Origin of the sequence: Trujillonella humicola, assembly GCF_046233715.1 — a bacterium.
Lineage (GTDB): Bacteria > Actinomycetota > Actinomycetes > Mycobacteriales > Geodermatophilaceae > Trujillonella > Trujillonella humicola.
In genome coordinates, this window is the sequence record NZ_JBJNRJ010000039.1 from 1 (window position 1) to 23,724 (window position 23,724).

The following is a 23,724-nucleotide window of genomic DNA, read 5'->3' on the forward strand; positions in this document are numbered from 1 at the left end:
TCGGACGGAAGTCCCTCGACCACCTGCTCGAAAGACTTGCCGACCACGAACCGCTGGCCGCATGACCCCCGACGTTCCAACGGTGGGGACCACTAGCGAGCGGTGGGGGGCGAGGGGGTCCTCGCTCAGGCCTTGCCGAGGATCCGGTTCATCTTGGTGCCGCACACCGGGCAGGTGCCCTGGGCCATCCGGCGGCCGGACTCGCTGACCTTGACCTCGCCGTCGAAGTCGCGCTTGTCCTTGCACTTCACGCAGTAGCCGTTGTAGCTCTCCGCCACCGTGCTCCTCCTCCTGCTCGGTCCATCCGGTGCCCGGTCGGGGCGCCGCTGGGCGGGAACGCTACCCGGCACGGAGAGGCCGTCCGGTCCCGCGGGCCGATCCGGGGCCCGGACCGGTGACCGGCTCCCCACAGCCTGTGGACGGGACTGTGGACGCGTTGGGGAGCAGGCGGCGTGTCGCTGTGGGCCGGCGGGGGAGAGGGCCGCTCTCCGGAGACCGGTCCGGAGTCCCGACGGCTGCCCCACCTGCAGGAACACCGTCCGGGGGCTGTGGAGGGGCGCAGAGTGCAGCACGTCCCCGGGTCGGGCGCACCCGGTGTCCACCGACCGTGGGGACCTGCACCCGAGCGGGTGTCGCGGAGCGGCGGCGCCCGGCCGCCGTGACTACCGTGCAGACCGTGCCCGGAAGGACTCCTGACACCCCCACCAGCCCCGGACCGGCGGACCGCCCGCCGGCGCAGCGGGCTGCCCGCGCCGTCCCCGCCGCGGCGTCGGAGCTGTCCGGTGCCGGCATGGGGCCGGTGGAGGTCCGCCGCAGCTCCCGGCGACGGCGCACGGTGACCGCGTACCGCGAGTCCGGCCGCACCGTCGTGCTCATCCCGGCCGCGTTCACCCCGGCGGAGGAGCGGCGCTGGGTGGCGCAGATGGTGGCCAAGCTGCAGACCCGCGAGGAACGGCGGCGCCGCTCGGTGGGTGGCGACGAGGAGCTCATGGCGCACGCCCGCGCGCTGTCGGCGGCACACCTCGACGGCGTGCCGCAGCCGAGCAGCGTGCGCTGGGTCGACAACCAGCAGCGGCGCTGGGGCTCGTGCACCCCCGCCGACGGCAGCATCCGGCTGTCCAGCCGGCTGCGCGGCATGCCCCAGTACGTCGTCGACTACGTGCTGGTGCACGAGCTGGCGCACCTGATCGAGCCCAGCCACGACGAGCGGTTCTGGGCGCTGGTGGCCCGCTACCCGCGCGCCGAGCGGGCCCGGGGCTTCCTGGAGGGCGTGGAGCTGGCCCGGCACGCGCCCGGCGAGCTCCCGCCCCCCGAGGACGACGACCTGGTCGACTAGCGCTTCCCGGCGTCGCCCTCGTCGTCCGGCCGGCCCGGGTCACCCGGGTCCTCGGTCAGGGAGCGCAGCTCGTCGTCCACCCCCTGGCGGGCGACGAAGTCCAGCGGCTCGTCGAGGTCCTCCGACGTCGGGAGCAGGTCGGGGTGGGACCAGAGCCGGTCCCGCAGGTCGGCGCCGTGCTGCTGACCCATCGCCCCCCAGACCGTGGCCGCGTCGCGCAGCCGGCGCGGCCGCAGCTGCAGTCCCACCAGCGTGGCGAAGGTCTGCTCGGCCGGTCCGCCCGAGGCGCGGCGGCGGCGCATGGTCTCGGCGAGCGCACCGTGACCGGGCAGCCGGTCGCCCGCGGCGGCCGCGACGACGACGTCGACCCAGCCCTCCACGAGGGCGAGCAGGGTCTCCAGCCGGCGCAGGGCCATCTGCTGCTCGGGGGTCTCCTCCGGCTCGAGCATGGGCAGCAGCCGCTGCAGGCTCTCGGGGTCGTTCGGGTCGATGCCACCGGAGCCCATCGCCTCGGTGACGCCGCGCTCGATCGCCTCCCGGTCGACGGTGATCCCGCGGGCGTAGGCGTGGACGGCGTCGTGCAGCTGCTGGCGCAGCCACGGCACGTGCGCGAACAGCCGCAGCGAGGCGGCCTCGCGCAGCGCCAGGAACAGCCGCACCTCGTCGGCCGGCCGGTCCAGGCCGGCCGCGAACGCGGCCACGTTCTGCGGCACCAGCACCGCGGCGCCGTCGGGGGCCAGGGGCAGGCCGACCTCGGTGCCGGTCAGCACCTCGCCGGCCAGCTTGCCGAAGGCCTGCCCGACCTGGGCGCCGAACATCAGGCCGCCCATCTGGCCCATCATCCCGGCCAGCGGACCGGCCACTGCCATCGCCTCCTGGGGCAGCGCGCCGGTCATGGCGGCCACGACCCGCTCGGCCAGCGGGTCGATCAGCCGGCCCCACTGGGGCAGGGTCTGCTCCACCCACTCGACCCGCGACCAGGCCAGGGTGCGCTCGACCCCGGAGGGCAGGTCGGTCACCTGGTCCAGCCACAGGTCGGCCAGCCGCAGCGCCTCGGCGACCGCGGTCCGCTCGCCGTCGGAGACCGGCTGGGTGCCGGCGGCGAGGGCGCTGATCGCGCCCTGGCGGGCCAGGTCCCAGTTGACCGGTCCGCCGGACCAGTTCATGAGCTTCTGCAGCTCGGCGAACAGCGGCATCTTCGCCAGGAACTCCTGGGGGGTGCCGGCGCCGGCCGCGCCGCCGCCGAAGAGCGCGCCGAGCCCGAAGGGGTCGTTGCCGGCACCGGGCTGGTCCCGACGCTCGGGGTCGCGGTCGGGGAGTCCGAATCCGAACGGCACGTCGCTCATGGCTCCACGGTAGTCGCGGTGATCGCGTCACGACCCGGCCGCGGCCGCCTTCCGCGCACGGCGGACGACCGGCGGAGCAGGGCCGCCTCGCCGGAGTGGTCGCCGGGGTGCGAGCGCCGGGGTCACCGCTCCGGCCTGGGTGCAGGGGCCCGGTGCGAGCTGGCGAGCGCCGGGGGGCACCCAGGTCCTTACCCTAAGCTCGCCGGTCGTGACCCGTCGGATCGCCGTCCTGGGGACCGGCGTGGTGCTGCTCCTCGTCCTCGGCGTGCTCGGGGCCGTGCTGCCCGTGCCCTTCGTCGCCCAGTACCCCGGGCCCACGCTGAACACGGTCGGGGAGGTCGACGGCGAGCCGGTCATCTCGATCGAGGGCCGTGACCGCAACGACGTCAGCGGCGACCTGACCCTGACCACCGTCGGCGTCGGCCGGCCCGGGCTGAGCCTCGTCGAGGCCGTGCAGGGGTACTTCGACGACGAGGTGAGCATCGTCCCGGAGGAGTCGGTCTACCCGCCCGACCGCACCGCCGAGGAGACCCGGCAGGCCAACCTGCAGGCGTTCCTGAGCTCGGAGGAGCGCGCCGAGTCCGCCGCCCTGGCCCACCTGGGGTACCCGGTCCGGCCCGTGGTCCGCGGGCTCTCCGGTGACGACTCGCCGTCGCGGGGCGTGCTGGAGGAGAACGACGCGATCGAGACGGTCGACGGGCGGCCGATCGCCGACCTGGACGCGCTCACCGAGGTGCTGACCGGCATCCCCGGCGGCACGACCGTCGTCGTCGGCTACACGCGGCTGGGGGAGGCCGGCACCGGTCAGGTGACGACCATGGCGGCCACCGGTCGCGAGGGATCGCTGCTGGGCATCGAGGTGGCCGACCGGCCGTCGGCGCCGTTCGACGTGGACATCCAGGTGGCCGACGTGGGCGGTCCCTCGGCGGGCCTGATGCTGACCCTGGGCATCCTGGACCTGGTCGGGGACACCGACCTCACCGAGGGTGCGGTCATCGCCGGGACGGGCACCATCACCGAGGACGGCGCGGTCGGGCCCATCGGCGGCATCCAGCTCAAGATGGTCGCCGCCGAGGAGATCGGCGCCGAGCTGTTCCTGGTTCCCGCGGACAACTGCGCCGAGGCGCTGGACGCCCCGCGGCCCGGGCTCACCCTGGCGCGGGTGGCCAGCCTCGACGACGCGCTCGACGCCCTGGCCGACCACCGCGCCGGCCGCACGCCGCAGGGGTGCTGACCTCCGCCCGCCGTCCACCCTCCGCCGTTCCGCCCGGAGCGGCGCTGGGGGAAGCTTGAGGGCACCCGGGAACCCCGGGCGGCGCCGTGCGTTGTCCGGGTTGACCGGGCCGGCGCCGGACCGGCCGGCTCCGACCCGATGCCGTCCGGCCGCCCGCGGCCGGACGACTGAGCAATGCCGGCTCCGGGGGGTGCGGACCCCCGGAGCCCCGCGCCACCCGCAAGTGAAGGAGACCGCTCGTGGCCATGCGGCCCCCCGTGTCCGTGCCGACGCTGTCGCGGCGCGCCAAGATCGTCATCGGGGCCATCGCCGTCCTGCTGGTGCTCTTCACCGCCATCGGGACGCTGACCAGCGTCTACGTCGACTACCTCTGGTTCGACGAGACCGGCTACACCGAGGTGTTCTGGACCGAGCTCCAGACCCGTGCCCTGCTGTTCGCGGTGGCCGGGGTGGCCACCGGTGGCCTCACCGCGCTGGCGATCTACCTCGCCTACCGCTTCCGGCCCACCTTCCGGCCGATGTCGCTGGAGCAGCAGAACCTGGAGCGCTACCGGCAGTCGCTGGAGCCCCGCCGGGCCCTGGTCCTCTCGGCGGTCGCCGTCGTGGTCGGCCTCTTCGCCGGCTTCACCGCCCAGGGCAACTGGGAGACCTGGCTGGAGTTCCGCAACGCCACCGAGTTCGGCCAGGTGGACCCCCAGTTCGGCCTCGACATCTCGTTCTTCGTCTTCGACTACCCCTTCTACCGGCTGCTGCTCGGGTTCGGCTTCGCCATCGTGCTGCTGGCCCTCATCGGCTCCCTGCTGACCCACTACCTCTTCGGCGGCCTGCGCCTGCAGACCCCGGGGCAGAAGCTGACCTCCGCGGCGATGGTGCAGCTGTCGGTGCTGCTGGGGCTGTTCGTGCTGCTCAAGGCGGTGGCCTACTGGCTGGACCGCTACGGGCTGGTCTACTCCGCCCGCGGTGAGCTGTTCACCGGCGCCAGCTACACCGACACCAACGCGCTGCTGCCGGCCAAGACGATCCTCGTCTTCGCGGCGGCCTTCTGCGCCGTCGCCTTCTTCGCCAACATCGTGGTCCGCAACATCCGGCTGCCCGCCGCGGCGCTGGTCCTGCTGCTGCTGTCCAGCCTCGTGATCGGTGTCGCCTACCCGGCGATCGTCCAGCAGTTCGTGGTGCGGCCCAGCGCCAACGAGCGGGAGGCCGAGTACGTGGCGCGGGCCATCGAGGCGACCCGGCAGGCCTACGGGCTCACCGAGGACAACGTCCGGTACGTGGACTACGCGCAGCGCAACCAGGGCGACGACGTCGACACCGACGCCGCCCAGCGGCAGCTGCGCAACGACACCGACACGATCCCCAACGCGCGCCTGCTCGACCCCAACGTCCTGTCGGCGACCTTCACCGCGCGCCAGCAGATCCGCAACGTGTACGGCTTCCCCGAGAAGCTCGACATCGACCGGTACACGCTGCCCGACCCCGAGACCGGCGAGCTGGTCACGCGGGACTACGTGGTGGCGGTGCGGGAGCTCGACAGCGAGAGCCTGTCGGAGAACCAGTCGAGCTGGATCAACCGGCACACCGTCTACACCCACGGCAACGGCTTCGTCGCGGCCCCGGCCAACCAGGTCGTCGCCGGTCAGGAGGGTGGCGAGCCGAACTTCACCACCCGGGACCTGCCGACCGTCGGCGACATCGAGGTCGAGCAGTCGCGGATCTACTACGGCGAGCTGATCCAGGACCAGGGCGAGGACGTGTACTCGGTGGTCGGGGCGCCGGAGGGCGAGGCGCCGCGGGAGTTCGACCGTCCCGAGGACGGCTCCGACGAGGGCCAGGTGAACAACACCTACGACGGCGAGGGCGGGGTGGCCATCGGCAGCTTCTTCCGCCAGCTGACGTTCGCGATCCACTACCGGGAGCGCAACTTCCTGCTCTCCAGCGCCGTGAACGACGCCTCCCGCGTGCTCTACGTCCGCAACCCGCGCGACCGGGTGGAGAAGGCGGCGCCCTTCCTCGAGGTCGACGGCGACCCCTACCCGGCGGTCATCGACGGGCGGATCACCTGGATCCTCGACGGTTACACCACCTCGGACGCCTACCCCTACGCCGAGTTCATGGAGCTGCGCGAGGCGGCCCAGGACGCGCTGACCGGCACCGGGACGACGGCGCTGCCCGAGGAGCAGTTCAACTACATCCGCAACTCGGTCAAGGCCACCGTCGACGCCTACGACGGCACCGTGACGCTGTACGCCTGGGACGAGGAGGACCCGGTCCTCGAGACCTACATGAAGGCGTTCCCCGGTGTGGTGCAGCCGCGCGAGGAGATGTCGGACAACCTGGTGCAGCACGTGCGGTACCCCGAGGACCTGTTCAAGCTGCAGCGCGACATCCTGACGCGTTACCACGTCGACGACCCGATCGACTTCTACGCCCAGAACGACCGCTGGCAGGTCCCGGCCGACCCGACCGTGGACACCGACGACGCCCAGCCGCCGTACTACATCCTCGCCCAGCGGCCGGGGGACGACGAGGCGATCTTCCAGCTGACCAGCGCGCTGAACGCGTTCCGGCGGGAGAACCTGTCCTCGTTCATCTCGGCGTCGAGCAACCCCGACACCTACGGCGAGATCGTGGTGCTGCGACTGCCGGGCAACACCCCCTTCCGCGGCCCCCAGCAGGTGCAGCAGTCGTTCAACACCAACGACGAGGTCGCGCGTGACCTGACGCTGTTCAACAGCCAGGACTCGCAGGCCGTCTTCGGCAACCTGCTGACCCTGCCGATCGGCGGGGACGGGCTCCTGTACGTGCAGCCGCTCTACGTGGAGGGGACCGGCCAGAGCTCCTTCCCGCTGCTGCGCAAGGTGCTGGTCAACTACGGCGGCCAGGTCGGCTACGCCAACACGCTGTCCGAGGCCCTGGACCAGGTGTTCGGCACCGGCGCCGGCGACGTCGCGGTCGACAGCGACGACGCCGGGACCGAGCCCGATCCCGAGCCCGAGCCGCCGGCCAACGGGACCCCCGAGCCGACGCCGGGTGACGATCCGACGACCGCGCCCCCGCCACCGCCGGCGGGCGGTGGGAACGGCGCCACGCCCGAGCTGGACCAGGCCGTCGCCGACCTCGACGCGGCGCTGGACGCGCTGGCCGACGCCCAGCGCAGCGGAGACTTCTCCGCGCAGGGCCAGGCGCTGGCGAACCTCCAGCAGGCGGTCGAGGCGTACCAGGCCGCCCAGGCGGCTGCGGGCGGACCGGGCGGCTGAGCCGGCCGCGGGGGCGGGGTGTGCCCGGTGACACCCCGCCCCCCGCAGCCGGGCCGTCGGGAGGCGTGTAAGCTGATCTCACCGACGCGGGGTGGAGCAGCTCGGTAGCTCGCTGGGCTCATAACCCAGAGGTCGCAGGTTCGAATCCTGCCCCCGCTACTACGCGGACGTGTGATTCCGCTCGTCAGGACCGGCCCCTACCGCTCAGCGGAGGGGCCGGTGCCGTTTCCGGCCGCGGTGCGGGCCGCCGGTGCTCCGGCATCCGGGGGAGCGCTGCTGTCAGGCATCCTCCGCACGCCGCCACCACCGTGCCCCCGGCCTACCCCGGCCTGGGCACTCGAGGCCGCCGCCACCGGCGACTGGCGAGCTCTCCTCGAGGGTCCGAGGCCATCCCCTTGCCCTCCCCGTCCGATCCCCGCCGGAGCCGGGTCAGTCGGTGGGCTCCGCCGGCTCGTCAGGGGCGGCGTCCTGCTCGCGGCGGAAGCGCAGCGACTCGACCAGCACGTAGCCGAACAGGACGCTCCAGGCGGCCTGGAGGAACGCCTCCGCCCACGCCGCGTCGACCAGCCGCACCACCATCTGCACCAGGGTGTAGGCGAGCGCGGCGGCGGCCAGCACCTGCACGCCGCGGTTGCCGAACCAGGGCGGGCGGAACGGAGCGAGAGCCACGAGCGCCACGCTAACCCGGTGCTGCGGAGCCCGGCCGCCATCTGCGTCCAGGTGAACCCGCGTCGTCGACCAGCACCTGGTGCGCGAGGGGCCGACCGCGCTGCCGGAGCCGGCCGACCGCCCTCGACCTCGTCGGCGTCGCCGAGGACGGCGCGCAGGCCCTCGAGCCGGTCGCCTGAGGGCACCCCACGCCGTCCCGACGGACTGCGGATGCCCTGGTGGACGGCGTCCGAGCCGACGGTCACGACGCACGTCGACCGACCGGATCGTCGCCGGGACCGCCGCCTGCGACCGTGCCCAGGTGATCCGCCGGGCCCACCGGAACGGGGCGGCCGGGCCACGGGCGGCGGGGCGTCCCGACGGCCCGCGGCGGCGTCGAGATCACGCTGTCCGACACCGGTGTCCTGGGCATCGTCGTGCTCCGCATGGAGGAACGAGGGGCGGGGAACGGACCACCAGGGGGTGCGCAGGAGCGTCGGCATCAGGTCGTGACCTGCGGGAAGAGGCGAAGTCGACCAGCAACGGCGGTGGTCCCGCCGGTCCGGCGCATCGAGGAGGAGCAGCAGCGTGAGCCTGCAGATGCACGCCGTGGCGGCCGTGCTGCGGTTGACCCGCAAGCGCGCGATGGCGACCCCGGAGCGGGCCCGCCGGCGGCTGGCCGCTGCCAAGGGGTCCGCCACGCCGCCCGCCCACCTCGCCCGGCGGCACCGGGTCGGCACGCGCGAGGTGGGCGGCTTCCCGTGCACCATGGTCGCCCCGCGCGGCCGACCGCCCGTCCGCGCCGCGGTGTACCTGCACGGCGGGGCCTACATCAGCGCGATCTCCCCGCAGCACTGGGCGCTGGTGTCACGGCTGGCCGACGCCGGGGTGCGGGTGGAGGTGCCCCACTACGGGCTGGCGCCGCGGCACACGCACCGCGACGCGTACCCCTTCCTCACCGCCGTGTACCGGGAGCTGCTCGCCGACGTCGACGCCTCCGCGGTCACCCTGGCCGGCGACTCCGCCGGCGGCGGCCTGGCCCTCGGTCTGGCGCAGACCCTCGCAGCCGGGGGCCTGCGGCAGCCGCGGCGGGTGGTGCTCCTCTCGCCGTGGCTGGACCTGACGCTGAGCCACCCGGACCTGCCCGCGGTGGAGGACCGCGACCCGTGGTTGTGCAGCACGGGCCTGCGCATCGCCGCCGACGCGTGGGCGGGTGGCGACGACCCGACCGATCCGCGGCTGAGCCCGGGCGCCGGCCCCCTGGCCGGGCTGGCGCCGGTGCACGTGTACGTCGGTACGCGGGAGATCTGCCTGCCCGACGCCCTCTCCCTCCGCGACCGCGCACGGGCCGAGGGTGCCGACGTTGAGCTCACCGTGTGCCCGGGCGCCGTCCACGTGTACCCGCTGGTGCCCGCACCGGAGGGGCAGGCCGCTGCCCAGCGGGTGGTGCGCGAGATCGCCGCGGGATGATCCGGGCATGCCGCACGTCCTGCTCGCCAGCTGCGCCGACGCCGCCGGGCGGGACGACGACGAGCCGCTCCTGCTGTCCGCGCTCGCCGACGCCGGGCTGACCGCCGCGGTCGCGGACTGGGCCGACCCCGGGGTGGACTGGGCCGCCGCCGAGCTCGTCGTCGTCCGGTCGACCTGGGACTACGCGCCGCGCCGGGAGCAGTTCCTCGCCTGGGCCCGGCGGGTGGCCGCGGCGACGACGCTGCTCAACCCCGTCGGCGTCCTCGAGTGGAACACCGACAAGCGGTACCTCGCCGAGCTCGCCGCCGCGGGTCTGCCCGTGGTCCCCACGGCGTGGGTGACCGAGGCCGGGGAGCTGCCCGCCGCGCTGGCGCGGTGGGACGGCGACGTGGTGGTCAAGCCGGTGGTCTCGGCGGGCGCGCGCGACACCGCACGCTTCCCGGTCGCCGGGCGGGACCGGGCCGCCGCGTTCGCCCGCCGGCTGCTGGACGCCGGCCGGCCGGTGATGGTGCAGCCCTACCTCGACCGGCTGGACGCCGAGGGGGAGACCGGCCTCGTGCACCTCGACGGCTCCTTCAGCCACGCCTTCGGCAAGGGGGCGCTGCTGGCCGCCGGACCGCTCGGGGCCGGGCTGTTCGCGGAGGAGACGATCACCGCCCGGGCGGCCCGTGACGACCAGCGCGCGATCGGCGACGACGTCCTCGCGGTGCTGCGGGCGCGCACGGGGGAGGTGCCGCTCTACGCGCGGGTCGACCTGGTCCCGGGCCCCGACGGGCGCCCGCTGCTGCTCGAGCTGGAGCTCACCGAGCCGAGCCTGTTCCTGGGCGTGGCCGACGGCGCGGCGCAGCGGCTGGCGTCGGCGATCGCCGCCCGGCTCGGCTGATGCCGGCCGGCGCCGGTCACACCCCGGCTGCGTGCAGCTGCCCCGCGTCCCGTCCGTGCCGCGGCCGCGGCAGCGCGGGCAGCGAGCTGCGGGGTCCCCGGTCCCCGTGGCGTGGGAGCCGCTGGGTGGCCCGCTCCTCGTGGGCGGACCGGGCAGGCGGGGCGGGCCGGTCCGGCAGGGCCGGCGGCAGTGGCAGCCGGACGGTCTCGAGGTCCACCCACGCCGTCCGCTTGTAGCCCTCGACCAGGGCGGTCACCCGCAGCCAGCAGGTGCCGTCGGCGTCGTGCCGCCAGCCGAGCAGCGCACCGATCCACCAGCTGCCCCGGTGCAGCACCTCCACCGGCTTCGGGCGGCGGAGGAAGGTCACCGTCGACTCCGCACCCACGTGCGTGACCCTAGGTCGCTGAGCGGTCACTGCCCGGGAGGCGCGCACGGCCGCGGCCGGCGGAGGCCGCTCCGGCGCGGCGGGCCCCGCGACGCCATCCGGGTGGCCGCAGCGGGCGGCGGCGCGCGAGCCGGACCACCAGCTCACCGAGGATCAGCCCGGCGGCCAGCGCGAGGCCGGTGGTCACGGCCGAGCCGAGCAGTTCCATCCCGCCGAGGTCGTCGCCCTCGGCCAGGTGGCGCATCCCCCGGTAGATGGTCAGCCCCGGCAGCAGCGGCACCACGCCGGCGACCGTGTGGACCACCGTGGGCATCCGCTGCCAGCCGGCCAGCAGGTGTCCGGCGGCGCCGATCGCGACCGCGGCGCTCGCGGCGGCGAGGACGGCGGGCAGCTCGAGCCGCGTGATGGACAGCGACAGCCCCCAGCCGCCCGCGCCGAGCGCGGCGACGGCGGGCAGCGCCCGCGCGGGAGCGCGGTTGGCCAGGGCGAAGGCCGTCGCGACGACCGCGGCGGCCAGCACCTCGGCGACCACCCGCCCCAGCTGGGCCGCCGGTGGGTCGACGATGCGGACCGGCAGGCCGAGCCGCACCCCGACGGCCAGGGCCACGGCGATGCCGCTGACGATCCCCGCGGTGAGCAGGACGGTCTCCAGCGCCCGTGCGGCCGCCGTGACGTAGAAGCCGGTGATGGCGTCCTGCACCGCGCCGACCAGCGTCACCCCCGGCAGGAGCAGCACGATGCCGCCGGCCACGACGAGGGCGGGCCGCACGCCGGCCTCCGCCGCGACCAGGGCCAGTGCCACCGCCGTCGCCAGCAGCCCGCCGGTCACGTTGAGGAAGAACGGCGGGAGCCCGGCCCGGCCCAGCCGCGCGTTCACCACGTCGATGACCACGGTCGCGCCGAAGGCCGCCCCGGTGACCACGGGGCCGGCCCCCAGCAGCACCGCGACCGATGCCGCCAGGACGGCGCGGGCGCAGGTGACCACGGGCCGGCGGTAGGGGGAGGGCGCGGCGGTCACCCGGGAGAACCGCTCCTCGGCCGCGGAGAGGGGGATGCGCCCGGCCACGAAGTCCTCGACGAGGACGTGCACCCCGGTCACGCGGGTGTGGTCCAGCTCGCCGGCGTGGACGAGGCGGATCGCCGAGACGGGCGTCGACCCACCGGCCGGCACCGCGGACAGCGCGATCGAGGTGAAGGTGATGTCGCACTCCACCCGGCGCAGGCCGCCGGCCCGCGCCACGGCGGTGCACACGTCGGTGACCGCCGCGGCGCCGACGCCGCCGGCCAGCAGGACCTCGCCCACTGCCAGCGTCAGGTCGAGGACGCGCTGGGCCTCGTCCTGCCCGGGCCGTGCGGTGTCCACCCGCCCACGATGACCGAACGCCGGTCGCCCGCGTGACGTGGGTCTGCTCACGATGAGAAGGGCGGAGGAGCCGTATACCTTCGAAAAGTTGTCTTGCTCATCGATGTGGCCACCCGACCGTCTGCGCCGATCCCGGCTGCGCAACCCCGACCACGTCTGGAGAGACCGCCCGTGCGGAGGACCTCCGTCGTCTTCTGGGCCTCGCTGGCCCTCGTCCTGCCCTTCGTCCTGTGGGGTGCGCTGTCCCCGGAGACGCTGTCGTCGGGCGCGGAGGCGGCCCGCACCTTCGTCGTCGACCGGTTCGGCTGGTTCTACCTGCTGACCGCGTCCGGCCTGCTCATCGGTGTCATCGCCCTGGCGGCGTCCCGGTACGGCAGGGTCCGCCTCGGCGCGGACGACGAACGCCCGGAGTACAGCACCGGCGCGTGGTTCGCGATGCTGTTCAGCGCGGGCATGGGCATCGGGCTGGTGTTCTGGGGCGTGGCCGAGCCGGTGTCGCACCTCCTGGCGCCGCCCACCGCCGAGCCGGGGAGCACCGAGGCCGCCCGCGACGCCCTCCGGTACTCCTTCTTCCACTGGGGCCTGCACCCGTGGGCCATCTACGCGGTGCTGGCGCTCGCGCTGGCCTACGCCCGGTTCCGCCGCGGGTGGAAGGCCACGGTGAGCGGTGCGCTGCGGCCGCTGCTCGGCGACCGCGTCGACGGGCCGCTGGGCGTGGCGGTCGACACCGTCGCGGTGGTCGCCACCGTCTTCGGCGTGGCCACCTCCCTCGGTCTCGGAGCGGCCCAGATCAACGGCGGGCTCGCGGCACTGGCCGGGGGCATCGCGGTCGAACCCGGGGTGCAGCTGGCGATCATCGCCGTCATCACCGTGCTGTTCCTCGTCTCGGCGCTGTCCGGGCTGGACCGGGGGATCAAGTGGCTGTCCTCGGCCAACGTGGTGCTCGCCGTCGGCCTGCTGCTGTTCGTGCTGCTCACCGCCCAGAGCGGACGCCTGCTCGGGGCCTTCACCACCACCCTGGGCGGCTACCTGTCCGAGCTGCCCGCCATGAGCCTGCAGACCGGGCCGTTCGACACGGCGCGGTCGGAGTGGATCAACGGGTGGACGGTCTTCTACTGGGCCTGGTGGATCTCCTGGTCGCCGTTCGTCGCGACCTTCATCGCCCGCATCTCCCGCGGTCGCACCGTCCGCGAGTTCGTCGTCGGCGTCCTGGCGGTCCCCACGGCGCTGTCCGGCCTGTGGTTCTCGGTGTTCGGGGGCGCCGGCGTCCTCGCCGAGCGGGACGGCGCGGAGCTCTCGGAGCAGGGTGCCGAGTCGCAGCTGTTCGGGCTGCTCGCCACCCTGCCCGGCGGGGTGGTCGCCGGCATCGGGGCGATGATCCTGATCGTCACCTTCTTCGTCACCAGCGCCGACTCGGCCACCTTCGTGCTGGGATCGCTGAGCTCGCGGGAGGGCCGCGACCCCGCCCGGTCGGTCACCGTGGTGTGGGGGCTCGTGATCGCCGCCTCCGCGGCCGCGCTGCTGGTCAGCGGCGGCCTCGGCGGGCTGCAGACCGCCTCGATCGTCGCGGCCTTCCCCTTCGCCGTCGTGCTCATCCTCGTCCTCGTCTCCCTCGTGAGGGGGCTGCGGCAGGAGGCCCTCCCCGCTGCCACCGCACCGGCAGCCCCCGTGCCGGCGGCCCCGCTGCCGGCCGAGCCCGTGCCGGCCGATCCGACGCCCGGCGACGACCCGGTGCGCGCGGCCGGCCGGTGACCGGGCGACTGGCCGCCTACGGCTGCTACGCACTGGGCAGCGGGGTGTTCGTCGGATCGGCGCTGTCGCGCGGATCCCTGCTCGTCGCACTCGGCAGCCTCCTGTTCCTCACCGGCACGTTGCTGCTCGCCGGCGCCGAGTTCCGGCGGTCCCGGGGACCGGCGGTGCCGCCGTCCCGGCGGGCCACCCGGACGCCCCCGCGGCGGCGCGGCCGGCGGACGTGTACGGTGGTGCTACCGACGCGGGGTGGAGCAGCTCGGTAGCTCGCTGGGCTCATAACCCAGAGGTCACAGGTTCGAATCCTGTCCCCGCTACCACCACGAGGGCCCGGTCACCACGGTGACCGGGCCCTCGTCGCGTCCGGGCGGCACGACGGGGAACAGCCGCCGCGCCGCCCGGGTTGGGGCGGGGCATGGAACCCACCGTGCAGGACGTCCCCGAGTCCTCCCGCTACGAGATCCGCGACGGCGACCGGGTGCTCGGGCTGGCTGCGTACCGGCGGGAGGGCGGGCGCACCGTCTTCACCCACACCGAGATCGACGACGACGCCGAGGGATCGGGCCTGGGCGGGCGCCTCGTCCGCGGAGCGCTCGACGACGTCCGGGCCCGCGGCGGCAGCCTCGTCCCGCAGTGCAGCTTCGTGCGCGGCTGGATCGAGCGGCACCCGGAGTACGCCGACCTGGTCGACGGCGCCGGGGCGTGACCGTGACCGGCGCGGGTCCGGTCGGGCAGCATGACGCCGTGCACGACGCCGCTGAGCACGTCCTGGGCGACCCCGACGCACCGGTCACCGTGCTGGAGTACGGCGACTACGAGTGCCCGTACTGCGCGGCCGCCGCGCCGGTGCTGCGCCGGCTGGTGGCGGAGTCCGGTGGCCGCGTCCGCCTGGTGTTCCGCAACTTCCCGCTCGCCGACCGGCACCCCTACGCCCTGACCGCCGCGCTGGCCGCCGAGGCGGCCGGCGCGCAGGGCGCCTTCTGGGGAATGCACGAGCTGCTGTTCGCCAAGCAGGACCGGCTCACCGACGCCGCGCTGCGCGAGTACGCCCGCAAGCTGGGACTGGACGCCGACCGGGTGGTCGGGGCGGCGGCGCAGCCGTTCGGCGACAAGGTCGAGGCCGACTTCGCCGCCGGCCTGGCGATGGGGGTCGAGGGGACGCCGACCCTCTTCGTCGGGGGCCGGCGCTACGCCGGGCGGGTGGAGATCGCCGCGCTGCGCCGGGCCGTGGCCGCCGTCCCCGGCATCGTGGCCGACGCCGGACCGCCGCCCGAGGGCGACTCCTGCACGTGGGCTCCCGGCGCCGGACCCTCAGCGCCGCAGGGCGGGCTCCAGCCAGGGCCGCGGCGGAAGCGCCGGTGGTCCGTCGGCCTCCGGCGTGCACAGCGGGAACCGGTCACCGAGGACGCGCAGCAGCACCACGCCGACAACGGCCGCGGTGAGCGAGCCGCCGAGGATGCCGATCATCGCCTGCTCGCGCAGGGCCGGGGCGTCCCGGAAGGCCAGGTCGGCGATGAACAGCGAGATGGTGAAGCCGATGCCGGCCAGCGTCGCGCCGGCCACCAGGTGTGACCAGCGGACCCCGCCGGGCAGCACGCCCCACCCGGTGCGCAGCGCCAGCGTCGCACCCAGGGTGATGCCGACCGCGTTGCCCACCAGCAGCGCCACCGCCACGCCGATGGTCACCGGTGAGGTCAGCGCGTCGCCGAGGGTCGCCGGGTCCAGCGGCACACCGGCGTTGGCCAGCCCGAACACCGGGACGACGGCGTAGGCCGTCCACCGGTGCAGGCGGTGCTGCAGGCGCGCGTTCGCCGGCACCGTCGAGGCCACGGCCAGGGAGGCCAGCCGGGCACGCTCGGCGTCGGGCTGCTCGCGCAGCGCCCGGCCGTAGGCGCTGGTGCGCTGGACCTCCTCCCGCGACGGCGGCCGGGAGGGCAGGAGCAGGCCGAGGACGACCCCGGCCAGCGTGGCGTGCACCCCCGACTCGTGCACGGCCAGCCACAGCGCCGTCCCGACGACGACGTAGGGCCACAGCCGCCACACCCCGGCCCACCGCAGCGCGACGACCGCGGCCACCAGCAGCGCGGACACCGCGAGCGCCGGCAGGACGAGGTCGTCGGAGTAGAACAGCGCCATCACCGAGATCGCGCCGATGTCGTCGACGATGGCCAGGGTCAGCAGGAACAGCCGCAGCCGGTCGGGGCAGCGGGGTCCGAACAACGCCAGCACGCCGAGCACGAAGGCGGTGTCGGTGGACATGACGACGCCCCACCCGGCCGACGCCTCCCCGGTGGGGTTGAACGCCAGGTAGATGGCCGCGGGCACGGCCAGCCCGCCGAGCGCACCCAGCGCCGGCGCGGCGACCGACCGGCGGTCGCGCATCTCCCCGGTGCTGACCTCGCGGGTGATCTCGAGCCCGACGACGAGGAAGAACAGGGCCATCGCGCCGTCGTTGACCCAGTGCCGCAGGTCCATCTCGAGCACGAGGTCACCGGCGCCCAGCGAGACCGGCATGTGCCAGAAGGAGTCGTAACCGTCCGACCACGGCGAGTTGGCCCAGGCCAGGGCGCAGAGCGTGGCGATCAGCAGCAGCGCCGAGCCGCCGGCCTCGGTCCCGACGTACAGCCGCGACGACGGCGAGAGCGTCGGGAGGGTGACCCGCGTCGCCGGACCGGGGCGAGGTGGCTGGCTCACCGGCTCACAGGACCTGCTGGCCGTACATCTCGCCGAGCGGATCGGCGATGAGCTCGACGCGCGCTCCGTCCGGGTCGCGGAAGTACACCGAGACTCCGCTGTGCACCTCGTGCGGGACACCGGCGGCCGCCAGTCGCTCCACGAGCGCGTGCCACCGCTCGGGCTCGACGCTGATGGCCAGGTGGTGCAGACCGCCGAGCACCTCGGCGTAGGGGCCGACGTCCAGGCCCGGGAAGTCGAAGAAGGCGATCAGGTTGCCGTTGCCGATGTCGAAGAAGAAGTGCGAGGAGCCGGGGTAGTCCCGGTTCTCGATCAGCTCGGTCAGGGGGAAGCCGAGCACGTCCTGGTAGAAGCGGACGGTCCGTTCCACGTCGGAGCTGATCAGCGCGGTGTGGTGCAGGCCGCGGGCGGTCGAGGCCGGTCGCTGCCCGGCCGGGCGCAGGTGCGCCGCCCGGATGCGGGCCCGCTCGGCCTCGGCCGCAGCGGGGTCGACGGTGCTGTGGGGCGTGCTCATGGCGGCGATCCTCCCGTGCCGGGGCGCTCCTGGGTGCCCCCGACAACCGCCGCGATCCGGGATCGCTTCCCGGCGGTCACGGCCGGGTGTGCCTCCGCCGCACGCCGAGCACCGCGGTGGCCACGACCAGCACCGCGCCCATGACGGCCAGCCAGAACAGCGCCTTGACCACCGCCCCGATCACGGTCACGACGAGCCACAGCACCAGCAGCGCGCCGATCACCTTGAGAGCCATGCCGTCCTCCTCCGGGGTCGAGGTCAGGCCGGTGCCTGCGCCAGGGCCTGCTCGAGGTCGGCGAGCAGGTCCTCGACGTCCTCGATGCCCACCGACAGGCGCACCAGGTCGCCCGGTACCTCCAGCGGGGACCCGGCCGCGCTGGCGTGCGTCATCCGGTGCGGGTGCTCGACGAGGGACTCCACGCCGCCCAGCGACTCGGCCAGCGTGAACAGCTCGGTGCGCTCGCAGACCCGCAGGGCCGCCTCCTCCCCGCCGGCCAGCCGGAACGAGACCATCCCGCCGAAGCCGGACATCTGCCGGGCCGCGACGGCGTGCCCCGGGTGGTCGGGCAGGCCCGGGTAGAGGACGGCGGAGACCTCCGGCCGGCCGGTGAGGAACTCCACCACCCGGCCGGCGTTGGCGCAGTGCCGGTCCATCCGCACGCCCAGGGTCTTGATGCCGCGCAGCACCAGCCAGGCGTCGAAGGGGCCGTTGACCGCGCCCATCGCGTTCTGGTGGAAGGCCAGCTGCTCGGCGAGGCCGTCGTCGGCGACGACCAGCGCTCCGCCGACGACGTCGGAGTGCCCGCCGAGGTACTTCGTCGTCGAGTGGACGACGACGTCGGCGCCCAGCGTCAGCGGCCGCTGCAGGTAGGGCGAGGCGAAGGTGTTGTCGACCACGAGCAGCGCACCGGCGTCGTGCGCGATCTGGGCCAGCCCGGCGACGTCGGCGATGTTGAGCAGCGGGTTGGTCGGCGTCTCGCACCACAGGACCGCCGTGGTGTCGCGCATCGCGGCGCGGACGGCGTCGAGGTCGCCGAGGTCGACCGGCGTGTGCTCGACGCCCCAGCGGGCGGCCACCTTCGACAGCAGCCGGAACGTGCCGCCGTACGCGTCGCCGGCCAGCACCACGTGCGAGCCCGGCGTGCAGACGGTGCGCAGCAGCGTGTCCTCGGCGGCCAGGCCCGAGGCGAACGACAGCCCGGCGGTGCCCTCCTCCAGCGCGGCGAGGGCCTCCTGCAGCGCCGTCCTGGTGGGGTTGGCGCTGCGGCTGTACTCGTAGCCCTGCCGCAGGCCGCCGACGCCGTCCTGCTTGAACGTCGTCGTCAGGTGCAGCGGCGGGACCACCGCCCCGGTCGCCGGGTCGGGGTCCTGCCCGGCGTGGATGGCGCGGGTGCTGAAGCCGTGCGTGCTCATGCGCCGACCGTAGGCGCGGTGCCGGCGGGGATGCCGGCGAGGTGGCCGAGCACGTCCTGCCGGGTGACGACGCCGGCCGGCTTGCCGTCGACGTGCACGAGCAGCGCGTCGGCCGCTCCGAAGGCGCTCACCGCCTCGCTCACCGGCTCGCCGGATCCGATGATCGGCAGCGGGGCGGACATGTGCTTCTCCACCCGGTCGGCCAGCGAGGCGCGGCCGGCGAAGAGCGCGTCGAGCAGCACCTTCTCGTCGACCGACCCGATGACCTCGCCCGCGGTCACGGGCGGCTCGGCACGCACCACCGGCATCTGGCTGACCCCGTACTCGCGCAGGATGTCGATCGCCTCGCGGACCGTCTCGTTGGGGTGGGTGTGCACCAGCGACGGCGTCTCGCCGGACTTGATGTGCAGCAGCTCGCCGACGGTCTCCTCGCCGGTGGCCGCCAGGAAGCCGTAGTCGGCCATCCACGCGTCGTTGAAGATCTTGTTGAGGTAGCCGCGGCCGCCGTCGGGCAGCAGCACGACGAGGACGTCGTCCCGGGTCAGCCGTTCGGCGGCGCGGAGCGCGGCGACCACGGCCATCCCGCACGAGCCGCCGACCAGCAGGCCCTCCTCGCGGGCCAGCCGCCGGGTCATGGCGAAGGAGTCCCCGTCGGATACCGGGATGACCTCGTCGGCGATCCCCCGGTCGTAGGTGGACGGCCAGAAGTCCTCGCCCACGCCCTCGACGAGGTACGGGCGGCCGGTCCCGCCGGAGTAGACCGAGCCCTCCGGGTCGGCGCCCACGACGCGGACGCGACCGCCGGAGACCTCCTTGAGGTAGCGGCCGATGCCGCTGATGGTGCCGCCGGTGCCCATCCCGGTGACGAAGGTGGTGATGCGGCCCTCGGTCTGCGCCCAGATCTCCGGACCGGTGGTCTCGTAGTGCGACTGCGGGTTCGCCGGGTTGGAGTACTGGTCGGGCTTCCAGCCGCCGGGGGTCTCCCGCGCGAGCCGGTCGGAGACCGAGTAGTAGGAGCGGGGGTCGGACGGGTCGACGGCGGTGGGGCAGACGACGACCTCGGCGCCGTAGGCCTTGAGGACGTTGATCTTCTCCTGGCCGACCTTGTCCGGGCAGATGAAGATGCACCGGTAGCCGCGCTGCTGGGCCACCAGGGCCAGGCCGATGCCGGTGTTGCCGCTGGTCGGTTCCACGATCGTGCCGCCCGGCTGCAGCGCGCCGCTGGCCTCGGCGGCGTCGACCATCCGGACGGCGATGCGGTCCTTGACCGAGCCGCCGGGATTCAGGTACTCGACCTTGGCCAGCACCAGGGGTGCGTCGGGGCCGAGGTCCCGGGTGACCGAGTTCAGCCGGACCAGCGGGGTGTTCCCGACCAGGTCGACCACGGATTCGGCGTACTGCACGGCGGACCTCCTCGTTCGGCGCCCGGGAGCCCGGTCGGGCGGCGCCGTCCCCATCCCAGCAGAGCGGCGCGCCGCGTGCGTCGGAGGTGTCCCCGATCGAGGGCCTGGCGCGGCGCGGGGCGGCGGCGCGAGGATGCCGGGGTGACCACTCCCGGCGGCCCGAGCACCGACCCGACCTGCGGAGTGGCCCACGGGGCGCCGGCGGCCGGGGCGACCGACCGGGTGCTGGTGGCCGTCTTCGCCTCTCCGGTGGCCGACGTGCTGCTGCGCTGGGCTCCGGAGCTCGGCTACCGGACGGTGCTGCTCGACCCCGACCCCTCCCGCGGCGCCGGGACGACCGGGTTCGACGGGCTCGACCTGCCGGCCGGGGACGCCGACGTCGTCGTCACCGACCACCACCGGCCCGAGCTCGGCGAGGTCCTGCGCGACGCGCTGGCCCGGCCGGTGCGCTGGGTCGGCGTGATGGGCAACCCGCGGCACGAGGGCCCGCACGTCGCCGCCCTGACCGCGCTCGGCGTCCCGGCCGCCGACATCGCCCGGGTGCACCGACCGATCGGGCTGGACATCGGGTCCCGGGCGCCGGCGGAGATCGCGCTGAGCACGCTCGCCGGGCTGCTGGCCGACCGCAACGGCCGGTCCGGCGGCACGGCGCACGGCCGCGCCGCCGCGGCGTCGGGCTGACCGCGCCGGCGCGGCTCAGGGTCGAGCGGGTGCCTGCAGGTAGGACAGCGCGGCGGCGTGCAGCGCGCCGTTGGTGGCCAGCGCGCTGCCCCCGGCCGGCCCGGGCGTGCCCGTGACGTCGGTGAAGGTGCCGCCCGCCTCGCGGACGATGACGTCGAGGGCGGCGAGGTCCCACACCAACACCTCGGGCTCGCAGGCGACGTCGACCGCGCCCTCGGCCAGCAGCACGTAGCTCCAGAAGTCGCCGTAGGCCCGGGTCCGCCACACCGTGCGGGTCAGGTCGAGGAAGCCGCCGAGCAGGCCGCGCTCCTCCCAGCCCGACAGCGAGGAGTAGCTGAGGCTGGCGTCGGCCAGGTCGCGCACGCCGGAGACCCGGCAGCGGGTCGCCGACTCCAGCCGCCGCCCGGTCCAGGCGCCCACGCCCTTGGCCGCCCACCAGCGGCGGTTCAGCGCCGGGGCCGAGACCAGCCCGACCACCGGCTCGTCGCCGTCGAACAGCGCGATGAGGGTGGCCCAGACCGGGACGCCGCGGACGAAGTTCTTGGTGCCGTCGATCGGGTCGAGCACCCAGCGGCGGGGCCCGTGGCCGGTCGTGCCCATCTCCTCGCCGAGGACGGCGTCACGGGTGCGCGCCCGGGCCAGGGTGATCCGCAGCTGCTCCTCGACCGCCCGGTCGGCGTCGGTGACCGGCGTGAGGTCGGGCTTGGTGTCGACCTGGAGGTCCTGCGCGCGGAAGCGGTCCATGCTGATGGAGTCGGCCTGGTCGGCCAGCACGTGCGCCAGGTGCATGTCCCCGGTGTGGTCCCGCCCCGACGTCATGGACACCGAACCTAGCGGGCGGGGCCTGGTTACCGTCGGACGTGTGGACGCCCGACCCGATGCGACGACGATCGCCGGGCTGCTGGCCGACCCCGTCCGGCTGCGCGTCGTCGGCGCGCTGGCGCTCGGCGCGACCACCCTCGAGGAGGCCGCCGAGGCGTCGGGGCTGTCGCTCAAGGACGTCGCGCTGGCCGCCCGCCGGCTGGCCCGGGCGGGACTGGTGCGGCGGGACCGGCACGCGCTGGAGCTGCTGACCGACCGGTTCGGCGCCGCAGCGCGGGCCGCCGCACGGTCCGCCCCCCGGCCCGAGCCGCTGTCGGACGACCCGGCCGAGGACGCGGTGCTCTCGGCCTTCGTCCGTGACGGCCGGCTGGTGTCGATCCCGGCGCAGGCGACCAAGCGGCGGCTGGTGCTCGAGCACCTCGTGCGCGTGTTCGACGTCGGCGTCCGCTACCCCGAGCGCGAGGTCAACGCGCTGCTCGCGGTCTGGCACCCCGACACCGCGGCGCTGCGCCGGTACCTGGTCGACGAGGGGCTGCTCTCCCGGGAGGCCGGGCTGTACTGGCGCAGCGGCGGCTGGGTCGACGTGTGACGCGGAGGGGTGTCCTGCCGGCTCCCGGCAGCGGTGCCCCTCCAGCGGCCACATCCGCTGGTCGAGTGGCCGCCCCAGGGGCAACGCCCGCCGGTGAACTCGGTCGACGGGGGAGCACGGGCGCCGGACACTCGTCCGGTGCCCGACGCCGAGGACTTCCGCGCGCTCGCCCGGTCCTCGCCGTGGCTGTGGTCCACGCTGCGGTTCACGTTCCGCCAGGGGCGGTCGCCGGCGGTGCGCGGGTGGCTGCGCCGCCCGGACCTGTTGCGGGTGGAGGACGCCGCCGGCGGGATCGGCGTCGTGCGCGGTCGCTCCAGCACGAGCACGACACTCGTCGCCGGAATCGGACCGGTGGAGCCGCCGCCCGAGCCGACGCCCGTGTTCCGCCCTGACGGGCTGGTCGCCGTCCGCCCTGAGTGGGGGGAGCTGAGCCAGGCCGACGACCCGATGTGGCAGAACTACGTCTGGGTGGCGGCGCTGGACCCGCTCGAGCTCGCCGATGGTCAGCTCCGGGACGACGACGGTCCCGCGGGGCCGCCCGTGCGGATCGGCGACCTCCGAGAGGTGGTGCACGGCGGGCGGCTGGCGTGGGAGGCCGTCGTGACCCCGACGTCGACCTACGACCCGCGCTGCTCCTGCTGCCCGCTGCTGCGGGACCCGGAGATCGACCGGCTCGAGTGGGGCGCGCCGTTCGAGGGTGCGGAGTACCCGAGCGCCACCCGCGTCCGCGTCGACGTCGGCACCGGCGTCTGCGTGCTCACCGAGGCGCTCGACGGCACCTGGGCCGGCGAGGGGCACGAGGTGCTGATCGAGGCCGTCGACGAGCCCATGGACGACGCGCTGTTCTGACGGCCTGCCTGCAGGGGCCCGCCGCGAGCTCGCGAGCGGCGGGGGCAGGGAGGTCCTTCCTCAGTAGCCGGGGCCGACCTGGCCGACGGCGGCGAGCAGCACCCGCACCGCCCGCAGCTGGTCCTGCCGGGTGGCCGGACCGGCGGCGGCCCACGCGTCCAGGGCGCAGTCGGGGTCCTCGGCGGTGTGCCCGCAGCCGGGCGGGCACTCCTCGGCGGCCTCGGCGATCTCGTCGAACGCGGTGAGCACGTCGCCGGCGGTGACGTGGGCCAGCCCGAACGACCGGATGCCCGGGGTGTCGATGACCTCGCCGGCGCCGTCGGGCAGGTCGAGCAGCACCGCCGACGACGACGTGTGCCGACCCTTGCCGATCTTGCTCACGTCGCCGATGGCGCGGAACGCGTCGGGCACCAGGCGGTTCACCAGCGTCGACTTCCCGACCCCGGACTGACCGACCAGCACGCTCATCCGGCCGCCGAGCCGCGCCAGCAGGTCGTCCAGCGGCGCCTCCCGCGACATCGGGACGGCGTCGATGTCCAGGCCGGCGTAGCGGTCGAGCAGCGGCTGGGCGCTGGCCAGGTCGGTCTTGGTCAGGCACAGCAGGGGCTCGAGCCCGCCGGCGTAGGCGGCGACCAGGCAGCGGTCGAGGAAGCCCAGCGCCGGCTCGGGGTCGGCCACCGAGGTGACGATCACCAGGAGGTCGGCGTTGGCCACGACGACGCGCTCGGTGGGGTCGGTGTCGTCGGCGGTGCGGCGCAGCGACGTGGCGCGCTCCTCGATGACGACGATGCGGGCCAGCGTGTCGGGCCGGCCGGTGGTGTCCCCGACGATCCGCACCCGGTCGCCGACGACGACGCCGTGCCGACCGAGCTCCCGGGCGCGCATCACGGTCACCTCGACCGGGGCGCCGTCGGGGCCCTCGATGCGCACCTGCATCCGGCCGCGGTCGACGGCGGTCACCAGCCCCGGGACGGCGTCCTCGTGCGACGGTCGGGTCCGGGTGCGCGGCCGCGACCCGTGCTTGCCGGGCCGCTGCCGGACGTCGTCCTCGTCCGAGCGGCTGTCCAGCCGGCGGGGGCTCACGGCTG

General features: G+C 75.0%; 22 protein-coding genes, 2 tRNA genes and 1 pseudogene. 13 read left to right on the forward strand and 12 right to left on the reverse strand.

Features of this window, described 5'->3' with window-relative positions:
* Positions 1-125: 125 nt before the first annotated feature.
* The gene (locus ACK586_RS17450) at positions 126-278 is read right to left on the reverse strand and encodes a DUF5679 domain-containing protein (RefSeq protein ID WP_170977676.1); all 153 of its coding nucleotides are present in this window, start codon (positions 276-278) and stop codon (positions 126-128) included.
* A gap of 398 nt (positions 279-676) precedes the next feature.
* On the opposite strand from ACK586_RS17450, the gene ACK586_RS17455 reads away from it, so the two are divergent.
* Positions 677-1,336, forward strand: a complete 660-nt coding sequence (locus tag ACK586_RS17455; protein WP_409331768.1) for a M48 metallopeptidase family protein — start codon at positions 677-679, stop codon at positions 1,334-1,336.
* Here the strand turns inward: ACK586_RS17455 and ACK586_RS17460 are convergent.
* Positions 1,333-2,682, reverse strand: coding sequence for a zinc-dependent metalloprotease (locus tag ACK586_RS17460; RefSeq protein ID WP_409331769.1), 1,350 nt, complete (start codon positions 2,680-2,682; stop codon positions 1,333-1,335). The two genes, ACK586_RS17455 and ACK586_RS17460, sit on opposite strands and share 4 nt — an antisense overlap.
* A 208-nt stretch (positions 2,683-2,890) precedes the next feature.
* Here ACK586_RS17460 and ACK586_RS17465 point away from each other — a divergent pair, with 208 nt between their 5' ends.
* From ACK586_RS17465 to ACK586_RS17475, 3 genes are all read left to right on the forward strand, one after another.
* On the forward strand, positions 2,891-3,916 hold the full coding sequence (locus ACK586_RS17465; RefSeq protein WP_409331770.1) for a YlbL family protein: 1,026 nt from the start codon (positions 2,891-2,893) through the stop codon (positions 3,914-3,916).
* A 245-nt stretch (positions 3,917-4,161) separates the two neighbouring features.
* On the forward strand, positions 4,162-7,173 hold the full coding sequence (locus ACK586_RS17470) for a UPF0182 family membrane protein (protein ID WP_409331813.1): 3,012 nt from the start codon (positions 4,162-4,164) through the stop codon (positions 7,171-7,173).
* Positions 7,174-7,258: 85 nt separating this feature from the next.
* Positions 7,259-7,332: transfer RNA gene (locus ACK586_RS17475), tRNA-Met, on the forward strand.
* A gap of 270 nt (positions 7,333-7,602) precedes the next feature.
* On the opposite strand, the gene ACK586_RS17480 is transcribed toward ACK586_RS17475, so the two are convergent.
* On the reverse strand, positions 7,603-7,842 hold the full coding sequence (locus ACK586_RS17480) for a hypothetical protein (protein ID WP_409331771.1): 240 nt from the start codon (positions 7,840-7,842) through the stop codon (positions 7,603-7,605).
* Between the two features lie 567 nt (positions 7,843-8,409).
* On the opposite strand from ACK586_RS17480, the gene ACK586_RS17485 reads away from it, so the two are divergent.
* Both ACK586_RS17485 and ACK586_RS17490 read left to right on the forward strand, forming a co-directional pair.
* On the forward strand, positions 8,410-9,291 hold the full coding sequence (locus ACK586_RS17485) for an alpha/beta hydrolase fold domain-containing protein (protein WP_409331772.1): 882 nt from the start codon (positions 8,410-8,412) through the stop codon (positions 9,289-9,291).
* A 7-nt stretch (positions 9,292-9,298) separates the two neighbouring features.
* The gene (locus ACK586_RS17490; RefSeq protein ID WP_409331773.1) at positions 9,299-10,174 is read left to right on the forward strand and encodes an ATP-grasp domain-containing protein; all 876 of its coding nucleotides are present in this window, start codon (positions 9,299-9,301) and stop codon (positions 10,172-10,174) included.
* Between the two features lie 16 nt (positions 10,175-10,190).
* Here the strand turns inward: ACK586_RS17490 and ACK586_RS17495 are convergent, their stop codons facing one another.
* Both ACK586_RS17495 and ACK586_RS17500 read right to left on the reverse strand, forming a co-directional pair.
* Positions 10,191-10,559, reverse strand: coding sequence for a hypothetical protein (locus ACK586_RS17495; protein ID WP_409331774.1), 369 nt, complete (start codon positions 10,557-10,559; stop codon positions 10,191-10,193).
* Between the two features lie 10 nt (positions 10,560-10,569).
* Positions 10,570-11,922, reverse strand: a complete 1,353-nt coding sequence (locus ACK586_RS17500; protein WP_409331775.1) for a threonine/serine exporter family protein — start codon at positions 11,920-11,922, stop codon at positions 10,570-10,572.
* Between the two features lie 171 nt (positions 11,923-12,093).
* Between ACK586_RS17500 and ACK586_RS17505 the strand changes: the two genes are divergently transcribed.
* The 4 genes and pseudogenes from ACK586_RS17505 to ACK586_RS17520 form a co-directional block, all read left to right on the forward strand.
* Positions 12,094-13,674, forward strand: coding sequence for a BCCT family transporter (locus ACK586_RS17505; protein ID WP_409331776.1), 1,581 nt, complete (start codon positions 12,094-12,096; stop codon positions 13,672-13,674).
* Between the two features lie 240 nt (positions 13,675-13,914).
* Positions 13,915-13,991: transfer RNA gene (locus ACK586_RS17510), tRNA-Met, on the forward strand.
* A 95-nt stretch (positions 13,992-14,086) separates the two neighbouring features.
* Positions 14,087-14,377, forward strand: coding sequence for a GNAT family N-acetyltransferase (locus ACK586_RS17515; protein WP_409331777.1), 291 nt, complete (start codon positions 14,087-14,089; stop codon positions 14,375-14,377).
* Positions 14,378-14,415: 38 nt separating this feature from the next.
* Positions 14,416-14,889, forward strand: a pseudogene (locus ACK586_RS17520) (DsbA family protein); the annotation flags it as partial.
* A gap of 93 nt (positions 14,890-14,982) precedes the next feature.
* On the opposite strand, the gene nhaA reads toward ACK586_RS17520, so the two are convergent.
* The 5 genes from nhaA to ACK586_RS17545 form a co-directional block, all read right to left on the reverse strand.
* Positions 14,983-16,365 carry a Na+/H+ antiporter NhaA gene (gene nhaA / locus ACK586_RS17525; RefSeq protein WP_409331778.1) on the reverse strand — a complete coding sequence of 461 codons (1,383 nt, stop codon included), beginning with the start codon at positions 16,363-16,365 and terminating at the stop codon, positions 14,983-14,985.
* A 4-nt stretch (positions 16,366-16,369) separates the two neighbouring features.
* Positions 16,370-16,879, reverse strand: a complete 510-nt coding sequence (locus ACK586_RS17530; RefSeq protein WP_409331779.1) for a VOC family protein — start codon at positions 16,877-16,879, stop codon at positions 16,370-16,372.
* 76 nt (positions 16,880-16,955) lie between these two features.
* Positions 16,956-17,114: a hypothetical protein gene (locus tag ACK586_RS17535; protein ID WP_409331780.1), complete on the reverse strand. Its 159-nt coding sequence runs from the start codon at positions 17,112-17,114 to the stop codon at positions 16,956-16,958.
* Positions 17,115-17,137: 23 nt separating this feature from the next.
* Complete coding sequence (locus ACK586_RS17540) at positions 17,138-18,292, reverse strand: cystathionine gamma-synthase (protein WP_409331781.1); 1,155 nt, start codon at positions 18,290-18,292, stop codon at positions 17,138-17,140.
* A complete protein-coding gene (locus ACK586_RS17545) occupies positions 18,289-19,695 on the reverse strand; it encodes a cystathionine beta-synthase (protein WP_409331782.1) in 1,407 nt (468 codons plus the stop codon). Before ACK586_RS17545 ends, ACK586_RS17540 begins: the two co-directional genes overlap by 4 nt.
* A gap of 141 nt (positions 19,696-19,836) precedes the next feature.
* On the opposite strand from ACK586_RS17545, the gene ACK586_RS17550 reads away from it, so the two are divergent.
* Positions 19,837-20,376: an XdhC family protein gene (locus ACK586_RS17550; protein WP_409331783.1), complete on the forward strand. Its 540-nt coding sequence runs from the start codon at positions 19,837-19,839 to the stop codon at positions 20,374-20,376.
* A gap of 15 nt (positions 20,377-20,391) precedes the next feature.
* Here ACK586_RS17550 and hisN read toward each other — a convergent pair whose 3' ends face one another.
* Positions 20,392-21,195, reverse strand: a complete 804-nt coding sequence (gene hisN, locus ACK586_RS17555) for a histidinol-phosphatase (RefSeq protein WP_409331784.1) — start codon at positions 21,193-21,195, stop codon at positions 20,392-20,394.
* 43 nt (positions 21,196-21,238) lie between these two features.
* Here hisN and ACK586_RS17560 point away from each other — a divergent pair, with 43 nt between their 5' ends.
* Together ACK586_RS17560 and ACK586_RS17565 are read left to right on the forward strand one after the other, a co-directional pair.
* Positions 21,239-21,787, forward strand: a complete 549-nt coding sequence (locus tag ACK586_RS17560; RefSeq protein ID WP_409331785.1) for a DUF2087 domain-containing protein — start codon at positions 21,239-21,241, stop codon at positions 21,785-21,787.
* Between the two features lie 138 nt (positions 21,788-21,925).
* On the forward strand, positions 21,926-22,636 hold the full coding sequence (locus tag ACK586_RS17565) for a hypothetical protein (RefSeq protein ID WP_409331786.1): 711 nt from the start codon (positions 21,926-21,928) through the stop codon (positions 22,634-22,636).
* A 60-nt stretch (positions 22,637-22,696) separates the two neighbouring features.
* Here the strand turns inward: ACK586_RS17565 and rsgA are convergent, their stop codons facing one another.
* Positions 22,697-23,719 carry a ribosome small subunit-dependent GTPase A gene (gene rsgA, locus ACK586_RS17570; RefSeq protein ID WP_409331787.1) on the reverse strand — a complete coding sequence of 341 codons (1,023 nt, stop codon included), beginning with the start codon at positions 23,717-23,719 and terminating at the stop codon, positions 22,697-22,699.
* Positions 23,720-23,724 lie beyond the last annotated feature (5 nt).

What these genes read in the sequence shown, in the direction of transcription:
- ACK586_RS17460 (WP_409331769.1), bottom strand. Translation starts at nt 2,682, where the DNA reads ATGAGCGACGTGCCGTTCGGATTCGGACTCCCCGACCGCGACCCCGAG.
- ACK586_RS17470 (WP_409331813.1), top strand. Translation starts at nt 4,162, where the DNA reads ATGCGGCCCCCCGTGTCCGTGCCGACGCTGTCGCGGCGCGCCAAGATC.
- ACK586_RS17490 (WP_409331773.1), top strand. Translation starts at nt 9,299, where the DNA reads ATGCCGCACGTCCTGCTCGCCAGCTGCGCCGACGCCGCCGGGCGGGAC.
- ACK586_RS17515 (WP_409331777.1), top strand. Translation starts at nt 14,087, where the DNA reads ATGGAACCCACCGTGCAGGACGTCCCCGAGTCCTCCCGCTACGAGATC.
- ACK586_RS17530 (WP_409331779.1), bottom strand. Translation starts at nt 16,879, where the DNA reads ATGAGCACGCCCCACAGCACCGTCGACCCCGCTGCGGCCGAGGCCGAG.
- ACK586_RS17535 (WP_409331780.1), bottom strand. Translation starts at nt 17,114, where the DNA reads ATGGCTCTCAAGGTGATCGGCGCGCTGCTGGTGCTGTGGCTCGTCGTG.
- ACK586_RS17540 (WP_409331781.1), bottom strand. Translation starts at nt 18,292, where the DNA reads ATGAGCACGCACGGCTTCAGCACCCGCGCCATCCACGCCGGGCAGGAC.
- hisN (WP_409331784.1), bottom strand. Translation starts at nt 21,195, where the DNA reads ATGACGTCGGGGCGGGACCACACCGGGGACATGCACCTGGCGCACGTG.